Here is a 16,218-nt window from a genome sequence, read left to right as displayed (position 1 = left end):
CCCCGGTTCTAGTCGGTGACGGTGAACGGTCGGGACACCTTCGTCGCCGACGTGGCACCGGTCAGCGTGACGCTGGTCGCGCCCGCCTTCGCCGCACCCGGGACACTGACCGTCGCGCCGGAGATCACGCCGTCACCATTCGCGGGGACGGTGCTGACGGCGAGGTCGTTCCCGAAGGTGATCGTGACCGCCTCGTTCGGCACGAACCCGGAACCGTCGACCGTGATCGCCGTGCCGCGTGGGCCTGACGCGCTCAGCAGCACCACCCGCGGCTGGTAGCTCGGCGCCTCCGCCTGCTCGGTCACCTGGACGGTGGCCGTGGCGGGCGTACGAGAGGACGCGCCTGTCGCGGTGACGGCGTACCGGCCGGGCTGCGCATCACCGGACGTCGGGACCGAGGCTCGTACCGTTCCCGTCGCGGAGGCCGCGACCTTCGTGGTCCGGGCCGGGTCGGTGCCGACGCTGACGGTCACCTGCTCGCCGGCGGCGAACCCGCTGCCGTCGACGGTGATCGCGCCACCGGTGGTGACGGTGCCGTCCGCCGACAGCGCGATCGCCGGCTGGGATCCGCCACGTGCCACGGTCACGGTGAAGGCCTCGGTGCTGCTCGACACCGTGTCCCACGCGGTGACGTGCACCGTGTAGGTGCCCTCCCGCGCGTAGGTGTGCTGCCCGCTCATGGCACCGGACGATCCGATCGTCACGTCGTCCGGAGCCGTGCCGTCACCCCACTGGACGCGGGCACGGTAGCCCGTCGTGCCGGGAACGCCGCCGGTCACCGAACCCAGGTTCGCCGCGAGGGCCTGCCCGGCGTTCGCCGTCTGGTCCTTCGGGGCGACGGTCGCCAGCGCGGGGGCCGCCGTGCCGTCGTTCGCGACGGCGAACACGTGGATCCGGCCCGCCGAGCGGGGGTCACCGGTCTGCGTCGGCAGGGTCACCGACACCAGCGTCTTGCCCGCCGGGATCTGGTACGGCGCGGTGGCGAACAGGAACGGCTGGGCGCCGTCCCGGCTCGTGCCCTGCAGCCGGTACGCCGTCCTGGCAACGACGATGTTGCCGTAGGACGGGGTGCCGTTGGCGTTGCCGCCCAGCGTCCAGTCACTCATCTGGATCGGGACGCTGGCCGTGCTGCCGTCGCTGAACGTCGCCGTGCCGGTGGTGCTCTGGTTGCCCTGCGTTCCGGCACCGATGAACGAGATGCTCCTGGCGTCGTCCGGAAGGTCGAGAACGACCGTCGCACCGTTACCGGTGGCGTTGTCCGGCTGCCCGGCCGGGATCACCGGCAGCGTGAACTGCAGCGCCGTTCCGGGAACCTGCTGCCGCTGACCCTGGGTCGCGCCGCCCGCCGCCAGGGCAACCCGCGAGTACGCCCACGACTTGGCGTCGCAGTCCGCCGCGAGAACCCCTTCGTCGCCGATGCAGACGGTGTCGAACGCAGCGGTGAGGCCGGAGTTCGGGGCGTACGCCACCTCGACGCCGACCGTCGCGGAGCTCTGGCTTTCGCCGTCGGTCACCGTGACGGTCGCCTGGTGGTAGCCCGGCGTGGCGTAGGTGTGCGACCCACCGACGCTGTAGACGGCCCGCGAGCTCAGCGTCACGGTGCCCTCGGTGACCGGCGTGCCGTCACCCCAGTCGATCGTGGCCGTGTAACCGCTGGCGGTGCCGCCGGTGACGGAGGCCAGCGGCACCGAGACGGGCACGCCGGACGTCGCGTTGACGCTGCCCGCGGCGGTCACCGTGATGTCGCCGCCGCCCAGTTCGAGGTCCCCCCCGGCGAGCAACTCGATCTCGGCGAGGGTGGTCTGCGCGGCGCCGACGGTCTTCGTCACGGCGAGGCGGAACTGCGCGAACCGTCCTGGTTTGTCGATCGTGTACGGGCGGGTCTGGTTGCGCCACGGGAACACCTGGTCCTTGCGGGAGTCCACGGTGGCCCAGGTGATGCCGTCGTTGGAGCCCTGCAACCGCCACTCCGCCGGATCGCCCGCACTCGCCCCCGACGTGACGGTGTAGTACCTCGGCTTCTGCTTGCCACCACGGAAGGCCCAGTTGATCTGCGGCGTCGTTGAGGTGAAGGTCAGCTGCGTGGTCGACGAGTCGTCGAACAGCTTCGACGCGTCCTGGCCGCCGGTTGCGGTCGCGGTGCCGAGACCGGGGCCGGTGGTGTCCTGCAACGGCTTCGGCGCCTCGTCACCCTTGGTCAGCGACGGCGGCGCGTCGTTCTTGCCGCCGCCCCACGACGACGGATTGGGGCCCATCTGGAAGTCGATGGTGCCGCCCTTGGCGAGCGTGGCCACATCCAGGGACAGGCCGCGCTGCTTCTTGCCGTTGACCTTCACGTCCTGCACGTAGACGTTGCGCGTGCTGTTGTTCGGCGCGTTGACGACGATGTCGCCGGCGCTGCGGTGCACGGTCATCCTGGTGAACTGCGGTGAGCCGATGGCCCACTCGGACGACCCGGCCTGCAGTGGGTAGATGCCCAACGAACTGAGGATGTACCACGACGACATCTCGCCGTTGTCCTCGTCGCCCAGGTAGCCCTGACCGATCTCGCTACCGACGTAGAGGCGGCGCAGGATCTCCCGTACCGTCGCCTGAGTCTTGGCCGGTGCGCCAGCGACGTTGTACATGTACGGGATGTGGTGCGACGGCTGGTTGCTCATGCCGAGCTGACCCATCCGCACCGCGCGCGCCTCGAGCATCTCGTGGATGATGCCGCCGTACCCGCCGGGCCGGTCGGCCTTCTCCGGGGTGGAGAAGAACGTGTCGAGCTTGTCCCGCAGGGCCTTCTGACCGCCGTACAGGTTGGTGAGGCCCTGGCCGTCCTGCTGGGCGGTGAACGCGAAGTTCCACCCGTTGGTCTCGGTGTAGACGCCACCCCAGTCGAGCGGGTCACCGCCGAGGAAGTTACCGGCGGCGTCGCGGCCCTGGAAGAGCTTCGTCTTCGGGTCGAAGAGGTGGACGTAGTTGCGGGCACGCTCCAGGAAGTACCGCGACTCCTCCTTGAGGCGAGCGCGCTCCGACTTCGGCGTGGCCGGGTCCTTGGCGAGGGCCGCACCCATGTTGCCGATGCCGTAGTCGTTGATGTAGCCCTCCAGCGCCCACGACACCGATTCCCCCGTGGAGGTCGGCGTGTAACCGAGGAACAGGGAGGTCTCGATGCCCTTGCGTCCGACCGCGCTGCGCCCGGACGCGACGGTCGCGTCCTTGACGGCCGCGTCGTACGCCGCGAGCGGGTCGGGCAGCTTGACCCCGGTGAGGTACGCCTGGGCCAGAGCCACGTTCGCGCTGGTGCCGGTCATCAGATCGGCGTAGCCGGGGGACGACCAGCGGGCGATCCAGCCGCCGTCGCGGTAGTGCTGGACGAACCCGTCGGAGATCTTGGCGGCGACGTCCGGGTAGAGCAGCGCGTAGGCGGGCCACACGGTGCGGTAGGTGTCCCAGAAGCCGTTGTTGACGTAGATCTGCCCATCGACGATCTTCGCGCCGGTCTGGGTGGGGCTCGACGCGCCGGTGGGCGCCGAGACCGGGCTCGCGTACTGCCAGCGCGGCGCGGCAGCAGTGCCGGTGTTCTCCGACTGCGAGTTCGGGTAGAGGTTCAGCCGGTACAGGTTCGAGTACATCGTGACCAACTGCGCCTCGGTGGCGCCCCGCACCTCGACCCGGCCGAGCCGGTCCTTCCATGTCGCCGTCGCGGCGGCGTGGATCTGGTCGAAGCTCTTGCCGGTGACCTCCAGATCGAGGTTCCGACGCGCCTGGTCGACGGAGAGGAACGACGTCGCGAGGCGCATCGTCACCTCCCGGTTGGCGGAGACGTCGAAGGTGGCGGACGTCGCGGCGGACGCCGTCGGTGCCCGGTCGAAGGCGCCGGACACGAACATGCGGCTACGGCCGGCCGACAGGCCGCTTCCGTTGTCGACCCAGCCGGTGAGGGTGCCGTCCGCGCCGATGGTGAACGTGCCGTTGTGGAAGACGAGGCTTCCGCTCGCCTGCCCGGTCGGGAAGGTGAACCGCATGATCCCGGCGTGGTCGGTGGGCGACATCTCCGCGATCAGGCCGTTCTGCAGCGTGACCCGGTAAAGGTCCGGCTGTGCCACCTCGTCGTCGTGGGTGAAGGCGAGCGCACGGCTGGCGGGCTGACCGGTGAGGGACCCACCGCCGACGACCGGCATGACCGACATCTGGTTGCGGTCACCCATCCACGGGCTGGGCTCGTGCGAGATCGCGAGGCCCTGCAGCATGGGCAGGTTGGCCGCGTTGTTGACCCGGTGGTACTGGTACTCCCACGAGTCGGAGGTCGCGTCGGTCACCGGGGTGAAGAAGTTGAAGCCGTTCGGCACCGCGGTGATCGGCAGGTTGTTGCCGCGCGAGAAACCGCCCGTCGAGTTGGTGCCGCGCCGGGTGTCGACGTAGTTGGTCAACGTCGAGCCGTCGATCGGGGTCGGCGACGCCTCCAGCTCGATGTCGTCGAGCCACCCCTGGAACCGGGTCTCCTCGGTGGCCTGCGGGTTGTCGTACGCGAGCAGGATGCGGTCGATCGTCTTGCCGCGTGCGACCGTGCCGAGGTCGGCCTGCACCAGGTTCCACTGGTCGGCGTAGAGCACCTTCGACGCGCCCTGTCCGGTGCCCGTGAGTGGGTAGCCGTGCTGGTCGACGGGTGAGCGCCCACTCAGGTAGCTGCCGTCGGTGAAATGCAGGTCGACGGCGGCGTAGGTGGACGGGTACCGGGCGTCGCCGCTGGTGTACTCAGGGAAGATCTTGTACGACAGCCGGGTCTTCGGCCCGACCGGGACGTTGACGTCGAACAGCTTGTTGGTCGCGTACGAGCGGCCGTTGCCCTCGGCGCCACCGGAGTACCGCAGCGCGGCCAGTCCGGTGAACCCGGCGTCCGGCTTCGTGGTGTAGCCGCCGTTCGGACCGGCGGTGGCCGCGCTGACCATGGGCGTGGCCGGTGGGCGGACGTTCGAGCCGTCGCTGATGTTCCAGTCGGCGAGTTGCACGAGCGAGTCACCGGAGTTCGCGGTGACGTTCAGCCGGTAGTAGCCGTAGGCGCTCGTGTTGGCGAAGCTGTACCTGTTGGTGGCGAACCGGCCGCTGAACTTCTCGCCGGCGCGCTTGTCCAGGTCGGTCCACGTGCTGCCGTCGTTGGACCCCTGCACGACGAAGTCCCTGGGGTCGCGGGTGGGTGCGTCGTCCGCCGAGGTCAGCGAGTAGCGCGTCACCGTCGCGGGCTTGGCGAGCTGGTAGGTCACCCAGCCGGTCGACTCGAACATGAGCCATTTGGTCGACGGATCGTCGTCCTTGAGGTTCGCGGCGATCTCTCGTGGGGGGTTCTCCGCGCTCGCGGTCACCGTACTGACCTGGCCGAGCAGGCTGCCGGGCAGCGTGGTGACCTTTCCGCTCAGGTTCGCCTGGACCGGCTTTCCGTTCGAGCCGGCCTCCACAGTGCTGGTGGCGGGTTGCGGGTCGGCAGACTCGAACGACGAGCTGAAGGTGCCGGGCGTTGGGGGTGCGGGAGCGGCGCTGGCCAGGGGTGCGGCGACGAGCAGCCCGACCGGCAGCAGGACTGCCGTCGTGGCGGCGATCAGCCGGGGAGACAGGGCACGCACAAGGGGGGTATGCGACATGAGGGACGGTGCCTTTCGACTCGAACCGGGTCGAGTACGTCGAACGTCTGGGCAGAGTGGACCGCTGGGCCCGCCGATCTCGGCCAATACGCTCTCCTTCGGAGGTGGCCTGACATCGTTGTCATCAAACTCGTGACCGATGAAGGCAGGAGCAGTGGACTGCCGCTGATAGTTCCGGCCAGACCACAACCATGTCAACGGGTTGATCGCAGCGAAACACGACGCAACGGCGCGGTGCTCTGACGGACGACCAACTCCGGCACCAGCAGCTCGCATCGCGACGCCGGGACTCCCTCGGCCCCGCCGACGCGCGACAGCAACAACTCCAGGCTGCGCCTGCCGAGCTTTGTGAAGTCCTGCCGTACCGAGGTGAGCGGCGGCAGGACGTACCCCCCGTCCGGTGCGCCGTCAAAGCCCACGACGCTGACATCGCCCGGGATCCTCCGGCCGGCCTCGTGCAGCGCTCGCAGCACACCGAGTGCGAGCTGGTCGCTGGCACAGAAGACAGCCGTGACGGACGGATCGCGGACCAGGCGCCGGCCCTGCTCGTACCCGGAGCGGGCACTCCAATAACCCGGCACCGCCGCAGGTACGGGCGCGGCAGCCGCGCGGAGCGCGTCCCGCCAACCGCTGGCCCGGTCGGCCGCCTCCGGCCAGTCGGGCGGGCCCGAGACGTGGTGGACGGTCGGGTGGCCCAGGTCGAGCAGGTGCCGCGTGGCCAGCCGCGCCCCGGCGACGTTGTCGATCCGCACGCTCGGGACCGCCTCGCTGTAGCCTCCGCCCACGGTCACACAGGCCACCCTGTCCGACACCTCACCCAGCGCCTCGGCCATGGAGGCCTTTGGCGCGATGGCGACGATCCCCTCGACCGACTGCCGACGCAGCCAGTCGACCGCGTCGAGCACCGAACGACGGTCCAGGTGACGGACGCTGGCGACGCTGACGAAGTAGCCCGCAGATCGGGCGGCGCCCTCGATCGAACACAACATCGATGTCGGCCCGTACAGCGGACTCTCGTAGCCGATGACCCCCAGCGTGCCGGAGCGTCGGGTGACCAACGCGCGAGCCGCGAGGTTCCGCCGGTAGTCCAGCGCCCGGACCGCCGCCAACACCCGCCGCCGAGTGTCGTCCGCGACGTGTGGCTGCCCGTTGATGACCCGGGAGACCGTCTGGGAGGACACCCCGGCCAGCTCCGCGACATCCCGCATGATCGAACGACCTGACCGCCCGGCACCGTCACCGCGCGACGGGTCAGGCGGCCCAGGCTGTGAGTCGCTCACCGCAGTGCGGCCATCGTTGTCGATCACAACCTGCCCTCTCGTTCGGGTAGGCCCACGACACGGTCCCCGACCTGAGTGCTTCCCCGCATCGAGCAACCGGGTGGCCTGGCCTCTGACAATGAACGCCGAAAACGTTTTCGGCAATGCCCTCCGCGGGAATGGCGGCCCCCAGAAGTCCTGACCGGAAGCAGATCGACGCCGATAGTTCCGGTAGCTTTTTCGGATCCCGCCGTGAGGCCCTTGCCACCCATGATGATCAGTCGCGCGCCCGGGTGACTGGTCGGCCCGAGTCAACCTGGGGGTAGGCCTCGGACACCCGACCGGATCGTTCCGGAGGCCTTCCGGAACTTGTTGACGTGTCTGAATTCTCGCTGCAATACTCCGATCCATTGAGGTCAATGCAATCGACTTCGTGCCGGTTTCGGTCTGACCTCCCCACTCACCCACACCTGTCCGGACTGTGCTGCCCGCACCGGGGCGCGTCCGGCCTGCGAGAAGGGGCACCAGATGAGCAGAAGGTTCTCCCCCGGCACGACCCTGCGATCGAGGCGGATGCGCGTGGCACTGGCCGTCCTCGCCACCACCGTCGCGACGTGCGGCGTCGTCCTCGCGGCCACCTCGACCCCGTCGAGCGCCGCCACCTGCAACGGGTACGTCGGGCTCACCTTCGACGACGGCCCGACCGGCAACACCAGCGCACTGCTGAACGTGCTGCGCGCCAACGGCGCACGGGCCACCATGTTCAACGTCGGGCAGAACGTCCAGAACAACCGGTCGGCGGCACAGGCGCAGGTCGCCGCAGGCATGTGGGTCGGCAACCACAGCTGGAACCACGCCCATATGACCTCGATGACCCAGGCTCAGATGCAGTCCGACCTGTCCCAGACCAGCTCGGCGATCCAATCGGCCACCGGCAGCCGGCCCCAGTTGTTCCGGCCGCCATACGGGGAGACCAACTCCACCCTTCAGTCCGTCGCGTCATCGCTCGGCATGCGCCAGGTGATCTGGGACGTGGACTCACAGGACTGGAACGGCGCCAGCGTCAGCCAGATCGTGTCCAACGCGACCCGCCTCCAGGCCGGTCAGGTCATCCTCATGCACGACGGGATCCAGAACACCCGCGACGCGATCCCCCAGATCATGGCCAACCTGACCAGCCGCAACCTGTGCCCCGGAATGATCTCGCCGTCCACCGGCCGCGCGGTCGCACCCGACGGCACGACCCCGCCGCCCGGTGGTGGCACCCCGCCCCCGACCGGTGGCAACTGCACCACGACGGTGACGACCCCCAACGTCTGGGGCGACCGGTACAACACGTCGGTAACGGTCAGCGGCGCCAACACGTGGACCGTGGTCGTGGCCATCACGGCACCGCAGCGGGTCTCCACCATCTGGAACGGCAACGCCACCTGGGACAGCAGCGGCAGCGTCATGACCGTGCGGTCCAACGGCAGCGGCAACACCTTCGGCTTCACCACGATGACCAACGGGAACAGCAGCGCTCGTCCGCAGATCCGCTCCTGCACCGCGGGCTGACACCACCCTGTCACCAACTCGATGTCGGCGGGTGCCCGGTTCGCCCGGGCGCCCGCCCGCACACGTGCCATTCCGTCGTCCAGATCAGGTGCCACTAGCCTGCGGAGATGCGACACACCCTCACGCCAGGGGATGACACCCTGCACGGCCACTTCTCCCCCGATTTCCCGCCCGTGCTCACCATCGACCCCGGCGACACCGTCACCTACCGCACCCTGGACTGCTGGTGGTCGACCGGCCCGTACCCCGGCGGACGGAACCGGGACCGGCCCCGGGCCGCGCAGTACCAGCCCGGGGCCGGCCACGCGTTGATCGGTCCGGTCGCGGTCCGCGGTGCTCGCGCGGGCCACACCCTCGTGGTACGCATCGACACGGTCATCCCGGCCACCTGGGGAACGGCCGTGGCCGGCGGCTGGCCGAGCGAGTTCAACCAGCGCTACGGCGTGGAGGAGCAGCAGGTGGTGCACTCCTGGGCGCTGGACCCGGTGACGATGACCGGCCGCAACCAGCATGGCCACACGGTCGCGCTGCGGCCCTTCATGGGAGTGCTCGGCATGCCCCCGGCCGAATCCGGGCGTCACTCGACGACCCCGCCGCGCCCCTGGGGCGGCAACCTGGACTGCAGGGACCTCACCGCCGGCAGCACCCTGCTGCTGCCGATCCCGGTGGACACCGCGCTGTTCTCCGTTGGGGACGGGCACGCCGCGCAGGGTGACGGAGAAGTCGGCGGCACCGCGATCGAGTGCCCGATGGACGAGGTGACCCTGACCATCGACGTCCGCGACGACTTCCCGGTCACCGGTCCGGTGGCCCGCACCGCGGACGCGTGGTTGACCCTTGGCGTCGGCGCGTCCCTCGACGACGCCACGTTCATGGCCCTGGATTCGATGCTGACCCTGATGCAGCGGTTGCACGGCCTCAGCCGCCCGGACGCGGTGGCGCTGGCCAGCGTCGCGGTCGACGTACGGGTGACGCAGATCGTCAACGAGACCGTCGGCGCACACGCGGTGCTCCGCGACGACGCGCTGCGCTGGCCAGAGCAGTGATCCGCGTGTCGCCCTGCGCCACGGCTGACCGGCGGGCGCCGATTGTGTCGGGGGCCGCCGTTAGCGTGTCGTCACTGTCGCCGCGCCGGCCACGTCGGGCCGGTCGCTGACCCCTCGGAGGCCCTGCATGTCCCAGGAGACGACTTACCTCGAACTGTCCGAAGTGGACGGTGCGCACAAGTTCTACGAGGTCATCGTCGACAACGCCACACTGACCGTGCGCTATGGCCGGATCGGCGACCAGGGGCAGATCAAGGCCAGCGCCTATCCGGACAACGCCCGGGCCCGGGCCGCCGCGGCGAAGAAGATCGGGGAGAAGGTCCGCAAGGGGTACGCCCCAGCGGTCGCCGGCATCCGGCAGAAGCGCACCGTCTCCCGACGGCAGATCGTCAGCACCCGATCCACCGCCCGCACCGCACCGGTGCTCTGGCGCTACGACTCCGGTGCCCCCGCCTTCGGCATCTTCGTCGACGGGCGCCACTGCATGGTCGGCAACGAGCACGGGATGATCACCATTCTCGACCACGACGCCCAGGTGCGCAGCCAGGTCCGCCTGCCCGACGGGGTGAAGTGCATCGTCGCCGACGACGCCTGGATCTACGCTGGCTGCGATGACGGCAACGTCTACGACCTCTCCGGCAAGGTGCCCCGGGTGGCGTACGCGATCGCCCCGGAAATCGACATCTACTGGCTCGACATCCACGACGGTGTCCTGGGCGTCTCGGACGCCGACGGCGGGATCACCGCCGTCGACCACGAGGACGAGTTCCTGTGGCGTAGGCCTGGGCGGGGGCGCTCGGCGTGGATGGTGCGGTGCGACACCGACGCGATCTACCACGGCCATTCGCAGGGGGTGACCGGCTACGAGTGGCGTACCGGCCGCGAGCTGTGGCACACCAGGACGGGCTCGGTGCTCTTCGGCTGGCAGGAGCACGGCAGCGTGTTCGCCGGAACTGGCACCCGCGAGGTGGTGCGGCTGTCCAAGGCCGGTCGGGTCGAACGCAGCTACCAGTGCGACGCAGCGGTCTTCTCCTGCGCCACCGCGGAGGGCGGCCAGTACGTCTTCGCCGGTGACAGCCAGTCCTCGATCTACTGCTTCGACTCGGCGGGCACCCGGCTGTGGAAGCTCGGCACCGGCTGCGGCTCGGCGTACTCCATGCAATACCACGACGACCGGCTCTACGTCGTCACCACCGGCGGCCATCTGGCCTGCATCGACGCGAGCGAGCCAGCGATTCGTGCGGCCCAGGCCGGGGATGTCCCCGAGGTGCGCGACGTCAAGGCCCCCCGCCAGGCACCACAGCCCGTGGAGCCGACGGTCGTCGAGGTGACCAGCGACGTGGACGGCGGCGTGGTGGTGCAGTGCCTGGACGATCGGGGGCGGCTGCGGGTCCAGGTGCTGTCCGACGGCTACCGGCGCGACTGGTCGGTGCAGTTTCCCAAGGGGATCCGCGAGCCGGGTGCCCGCTACCTGGTGACCGAGGTCCGCCAGTCCAGCCGTGGCGGGTTCTACCGGGCGTTCGGCGACATCCGCCGCCTGCGGTGAGCGGCGATCGCGGCCGAGGTTGGTAACCGGGCCGGCACGCGGGGGCCACCGGCCGGACGCCTCGGTGTCGTAGGGTGCCCGGCATGGCGCACCCCGTCCGGGCCGACGGCGACACCGACGAGGCCTGCTCGCGGTGACCCCACCATGGTGGGCTGCCCCGCCGACGCGGCGGGTCAGCCATCTGCCGAACGCCGACCCGGAGCTGCTGCGGGTGGCGCTCGACCCGTTGCCGCCGACGGCGCCTGCGGTCGTGCACTACCGGCCCACGGTCGTGGGTCCGCTCGGTGACCTCGTGGACGCGCTCCTCGACCAGTTGGACACCGCAGCGCTCGCGATGTTCCCCCGTTGGCTGGCGGGCGCCGACCGCTTCGAGAGAGACGGCACACTCGGCGTGGCGGCGGTGCGCGCCCTCGCGGCCCGCACCGCCGCCCGCTCCCGGCACTTCGGCCCGTTCCTCGCGGACCTCTCCGAGCGTGGGCTGCGCGGTCCGCGTCAGCCCGCCGGCCGGTCCCGCTTCGCGGCGGAGGTACGCGCCGCGGGGCTCGCCCGGGTGATCGCCGAGGCGTACGACCGGGAGGACTGCGTACTCCTCGTCGCCCTGCCCGACCTGGACCCCGACGCCGAGCGGACGCTCGTGGCCGCAGCCGAGTGGCTGGTCCGGCACGGCGGCTTCACGGTGTGGTTGGCCGGCGGACCCCTGCGCCACGCCGACCGGGTCCGACCGGTGCCGATGATGGTGCCGACGTATTTCGCCGAGCTTGCCCGCACGGCCGACCGGATTCCGGACGCGGCCGTCGGGCGGGACACGTCGGTCCTGGCCTGGCCGCCGATCGCGGGCGTGCCACGCGGCGACAGCGCGGCCGAGCAGTCGTTGGAACGCGCCCTCGCGCCACACGAGTGGGCGCGGGGCCGACGGTGGAACCAGACGTACGAGTGGCACGTACTCGGTGCGACGTACCGATTGGATCTTTTTTGGCCCGTAGAGGGTCTTGCGGTCGAGGTGGACGGCCCGGAGCATCGGGGGCGAATCGCTTTCGCCAACGACCGGCGGAGGGACGTACAGCTGCAACTGCTCGGGCTGGACGTGCTCCGCTTCACCAATGAGCAGGTGCTGTCCGACGCGCATGGGGTGGTCGACGGGATCCGTCGGCTGCTGGCCCGGCGACGTACGGACGGCACGCACCCCCATGGAGATGAGACATCATGACGAGCCCGGCGGACGTCCCGCACCTGACGCCGAACCAGATCAACGCCCTCGTGGTGCTGATGGTCGAGGCGCGCCGACTCACCAACGTCGAGCTGCGCGAGCTGGCCGGCTTCGCGTTGACCGGCCAGGACAACAAGAAGCTCGTCGACCTGGGCCTGGTCGAGACCGACAAGTCGCACCGCCCGTTCGCCCACGAGCTGACCGACGAGGGCTGGCGGGTGGTCCGTCAGCTGCACACCGCCGCACCGCCGAAGCAGGCCGGCTCGGCGACCCGGTCCCTGTTCACCGTCCTGTCCAACCTGCACCGTTCGCTGGACCGGCTCCGGGTCAGCCACGGCGAGTTCTTCAAGCAGACCGACGCGGCGGCCCCGCCGGCCAGCGAGCCCGGGCAGGAAGCGCCGGCAACGGCACCGGCGGCGGCGGACGTGGACGTGGAGGGGCTGGTGCGCGCGGCGTACCGGGACCTGGCCACGGCACCGGGCGCCTGGGTCGGCCTCGCCGACGTCCGGGACCGGCTCGCCGACACCGATCGGGCCTCGCTGGACGCGGTGTTGCGGGCGATGGTCGGCCGGGAGGACGTCCGCATCATCCCGGTGGCGAACACCAAGTCGCTGACCCCCCGGGACCGCGCCGCGGCCGTCCGCATCGGGAACGAGGACAACCACGCCCTGGCGATCGGCCCAGCGTGATCTCCGACGACCAGCGGGCCGCCCTGGAAGCGGTGAGTCTCAACCCGGCGGTCACCCCGGACGACGTCTGGCGACCCAGCCCGCACAACGTGCCGGAGCTGCACGAAAAGGTCGTCGCGGAGATCCTGCGCGGGGTGGCGCGGGCCCGCACCGACGACACGACGGTGCCGCTCGGCGTGGCCATGCAGGGCCGCGCGGGAGCCGGTAAGACGCACCTGCTCGGGGCGGTCCGCGAACGGATCCAGCACGACGGCGGCTACTTCTTCCTGGTCGACATGGTCAGCGGCAAGACGTTCTGGGAGAGCGTCGCCCTGGCCCTGGTGGAGGGCATGGGCCGCGACCACGTCGGCTGGGGCACCCAGCTGAAGACCTTCCTCCGTCGACTCACCCCCCAGCTCGGCCTGCCGGTAGAGGTCCGCGATGCCGTCGCCGGCGCCCAACCGGTGACCCGTGAGCAGCTCGACGCCTTCATCCGGGCATTGCGCTCCCGCGATCGGGAGGTCGGGCGGGACGCCCAGGACACCGCCCGGGCGCTCGTCCTGCACGGCGCCCTCGACTTCGACGCGCAGGACGTGGGTTACGCCCACCTGATCTCCGAGCCGGGCGAGCCGGCCGCGCGGGCGGCGTGGGGCATGAGCGCCACGATCCGGACACCGCAGCAGATCGTGCAGGACATCTCCCGGCTGATGGCCCTGACGCTGGATCCCACGGTCATCGCCGTGGACCAACTCGACACGCTCTTCGCCCAGACCAGCACGTCCCTGCTGAACCACCACAACGGGCTGGAGGACGGCCAGGCCAAGGTGCTCGGCCCGATCGCCGACGGCCTGCTCAAGCTCCGCGACGTCACCCGCCGCACGCTGGTCGTCGTCTCCTGCCTCCCGGACACCTGGGTGCTGATGACACGCACCGTGCCCACCCCGGTCGGCGACCGCTTCCGTGAGGCGACCCTGCCGGACCGGATCCCCACCCCGGAGATCGGCCAGGCGATCGTGGCGAAGCGCCTCTCCGCCGCGTTCGCGGGTCCACACTTCGTGCCACCCCACCCCACCTGGCCGATCGCCCCTGCCGCCTTCGCCGACGCGCCCACCCTGACGCCACGCGCGCTGCTGCGTCGGGTGGACCGCCATGTCGCCTGGTGTCGCGACCGCGACGAGGTGGTCGAACTCGATCGGCTCATCGACGGCGCCGACTCGACGCCGACGCCGAGCACCGTCCGCGGCGTGTCTGGTGACCCGACGACGGACGAGCGCCGCCTGCGCGAGCTGGACGCACGGTTCGCCGAACTGGTGGCGACCGTGGACGTGTCGGCCGCCGTCGCCCCAGCGGGCGAGGACGAGCACATGCCGCCGCTGCTCGCCGCCGGCCTGGCCGCCTGGATCGCCGAGCAGGCTCCGACCGGCGCCACCTACAAGCACGACCCGCCGCCCGGGCGCAAGCCCGCGCTGCACGGGCGGCTGATCGAGGTGCTCGACGAGGCCACCGAGAACGAGGCGCACTGGTGCTTCCGGGCCATCGCGCACCCCAACGCCGTCGCCGTCACCGCCCGCGTCAAGGCCGCGTGCACGCTGGCCGGGTTGGACCGGGACCTGCCGCAACGGCGGCTGGTCCTGCTGCGCAACGGCCCGTGGCCGACCGGGAAGCGTACGACCGAGGTGTTGACCGGCTTCGACGCGGCCGGCGGCGTCCGGTGCGGAGTGACGGAGTCGGACCTGCGGGTCTTCGCGGCGCTGCGGATGATGGCGGCCGAGCCGTCCACCGCCCTGCAGGAGTGGCTGGTGTCCCGCCGTCCGGCCAGCGGCACCAAGCTGTTCCGGGCGGTCCTGCCCGGGCCTGACCGAACGCACGAAGGCACCCCGCCGTCAGCAACCGAAAGCGCCGGCCCCGGTGCAGCGCCCGGGAGCGCCGGCCCCGGCGCAGCGTCGGGCGGCGCCCATCCCGGCACGACGGACACACCGACCGCCGACGCGACCGGTGGATCGTCGACCGGTCCGGCCACCGCTGACCCGACGGACCTCGTGGTCGACGCCGGCGCGCGGGCGATCGGGTTGGGGCGGACGGTCGACGGTGGGCGCCCCTTCACGGTGGACCTGGAGTCGCTGCGCCGGCACGCCGTCGTGTTCGCCGGGTCCGGCTCGGGCAAGACGGTGCTCATCCGCCGGCTGGTCGAGGAGTGCGCCCGGGAGGGTGTCTCGGCGATCGTGCTCGACCCCAACAACGACCTGGCTCGGCTCGGTGACGCGTGGCCCGAACCGCCGAGCGGCTGGGGTCCCGGCGACGCCGAACGGGCCACGGACTACCTCGCACACACCGAGGTGGTGGTCTGGACGCCCCGGGTCACCGCTGGCCGGCCGCTGAGCTTCCAGCCGCTGCCCGACTTCACCTCGCTGCGTGACTGGCCCGACGAGTTCGACCAGGCGGTCCGCTCCGCCGTGGAGGCCCTCGCGCCCCGGGCCGGCGTCGACCGGTCGAGCAGGCTCGCCCAGCAGGGCAAGGCCGTCCTCACCGAGGCCCTCCAGGCGTACGCGCGCAGCGGGATGGTGGGCCTGCCCGGTTTCACCGAGTTCCTCGCCGATCTACCCGACGGGGTCAGTCGGCTGGCCCGCGCCGGCAAGCTCGCCGAGGAGTTGGCCGAGGCGCTCAAGGCGGCGATGGTCACCGACCCGCTCTTCGGCGGGGTCGGTGCACCGGCCGACCCGGGGTTGCTGCTGACGCCGTCGCCGGGACGACGGGCTCGCGTGTCGGTGATCAGCTTCGTCGGCCTCACGTCCGACCAGGAGCGGCAGAGCTTCGTCAACCAGTTGCAGATGGCGCTCTTCGCCTGGATCAAGCGGCACCCCGCCGGCGACCGACCGCTGGGTGGGCTGTTCGTGATGGACGAGGCGCAGACGCTCGCGCCGTCGACCGGTGCCACGGCCTGCACGGCCAGCTCGATCGCGCTCGCCTCGCAGGCCCGCAAGTACGGGCTCGGGCTGGTCTTCGCCACCCAGGCGCCCAAGGGTCTGCACAACCAGATCTCCGGCAACGCGACGACGCAGTTCTTCGGGCTGCTCAACGCGCCCGCGCAGATCGACGCGGCCCGTCAGCTCGCCGAGGCCAAGGGTGGGCGACTTCCGGACATCGGCCTGCTGAACAGCGGTGAGTTCTACGCCGCCGGGGAGGGGTTCTCGTTCGTCAAGGTCCAGACCCCGCTGTGCCTCACGCACCATCCGAAGGCGCCGTTGAGCCCCGAGGAGGTTGTCGCCCGCGCCCGTCCGACCGGCGTCGACGGCTGACCCACCCGCACGTCG

At 70.9% G+C, this 16,218-nt stretch carries 8 protein-coding genes; 6 read left to right on the top strand and 2 right to left on the bottom strand.

Annotated features, from left to right (window positions below):
- Window positions 1–8: 8 nt before the first annotated feature.
- Together ABZT18_RS21455 and ABZT18_RS21450 are read right to left on the bottom strand one after the other, a co-directional pair.
- Window positions 9–5,624: a GH92 family glycosyl hydrolase gene (locus tag ABZT18_RS21455; protein ID WP_354997168.1), complete on the bottom strand. Its 5,616-nt coding sequence runs from the start codon at window positions 5,622–5,624 to the stop codon at window positions 9–11.
- A gap of 194 nt (window positions 5,625–5,818) precedes the next feature.
- Window positions 5,819–6,832, bottom strand: a complete 1,014-nt coding sequence (locus ABZT18_RS21450; RefSeq protein ID WP_354997167.1) for a LacI family DNA-binding transcriptional regulator — start codon at window positions 6,830–6,832, stop codon at window positions 5,819–5,821.
- Between the two features lie 579 nt (window positions 6,833–7,411).
- Between ABZT18_RS21450 and ABZT18_RS21445 the strand changes: the two genes are divergently transcribed.
- From ABZT18_RS21445 to ABZT18_RS21420, 6 genes are all read left to right on the top strand, one after another.
- Window positions 7,412–8,440, top strand: a complete 1,029-nt coding sequence (locus ABZT18_RS21445) for a polysaccharide deacetylase family protein (RefSeq protein ID WP_354997166.1) — start codon at window positions 7,412–7,414, stop codon at window positions 8,438–8,440.
- Between the two features lie 107 nt (window positions 8,441–8,547).
- On the top strand, window positions 8,548–9,486 hold the full coding sequence (locus ABZT18_RS21440) for an acetamidase/formamidase family protein (RefSeq protein WP_354997165.1): 939 nt from the start codon (window positions 8,548–8,550) through the stop codon (window positions 9,484–9,486).
- A gap of 127 nt (window positions 9,487–9,613) precedes the next feature.
- Window positions 9,614–11,032: a PQQ-binding-like beta-propeller repeat protein gene (locus ABZT18_RS21435; RefSeq protein ID WP_354997164.1), complete on the top strand. Its 1,419-nt coding sequence runs from the start codon at window positions 9,614–9,616 to the stop codon at window positions 11,030–11,032.
- A gap of 133 nt (window positions 11,033–11,165) precedes the next feature.
- Window positions 11,166–12,239, top strand: coding sequence for a DUF559 domain-containing protein (locus tag ABZT18_RS21430; protein ID WP_354997163.1), 1,074 nt, complete (start codon window positions 11,166–11,168; stop codon window positions 12,237–12,239).
- On the top strand, window positions 12,236–12,928 hold the full coding sequence (locus tag ABZT18_RS21425) for a hypothetical protein (protein ID WP_354997162.1): 693 nt from the start codon (window positions 12,236–12,238) through the stop codon (window positions 12,926–12,928). Before ABZT18_RS21430 ends, ABZT18_RS21425 begins: the two co-directional genes overlap by 4 nt.
- Complete coding sequence (locus ABZT18_RS21420) at window positions 12,925–16,203, top strand: ATP-binding protein (RefSeq protein ID WP_355252278.1); 3,279 nt, start codon at window positions 12,925–12,927, stop codon at window positions 16,201–16,203. Before ABZT18_RS21425 ends, ABZT18_RS21420 begins: the two co-directional genes overlap by 4 nt.
- The last annotated feature ends 15 nt before the right edge of the window (window positions 16,204–16,218 follow it).

The sequence above is a fragment of the Micromonospora sp. NPDC005291 genome (genome assembly GCF_040607415.1).
Classification (GTDB): Bacteria; Actinomycetota; Actinomycetes; order Mycobacteriales; family Micromonosporaceae; genus Micromonospora.
The sequence above is the reverse complement of the archived record's forward strand: the minus strand, read 5'-3'. Positions and strand labels throughout refer to the sequence as shown.

Excerpts from the sequence above, each read along its gene's own strand:
- ABZT18_RS21440 (WP_354997165.1), top strand. The coding sequence starts at position 8,548 with ATGCGACACACCCTCACGCCAGGGGATGACACCCTGCACGGCCACTTC.
- ABZT18_RS21425 (WP_354997162.1), top strand. The coding sequence starts at position 12,236 with ATGACGAGCCCGGCGGACGTCCCGCACCTGACGCCGAACCAGATCAAC.
- ABZT18_RS21435 (WP_354997164.1), top strand. The coding sequence starts at position 9,614 with ATGTCCCAGGAGACGACTTACCTCGAACTGTCCGAAGTGGACGGTGCG.
- ABZT18_RS21445 (WP_354997166.1), top strand. The coding sequence starts at position 7,412 with ATGAGCAGAAGGTTCTCCCCCGGCACGACCCTGCGATCGAGGCGGATG.
- ABZT18_RS21450 (WP_354997167.1), bottom strand. The coding sequence starts at position 6,832 with ATGCGGGATGTCGCGGAGCTGGCCGGGGTGTCCTCCCAGACGGTCTCC.
- ABZT18_RS21455 (WP_354997168.1), bottom strand. The coding sequence starts at position 5,624 with ATGTCGCATACCCCCCTTGTGCGTGCCCTGTCTCCCCGGCTGATCGCC.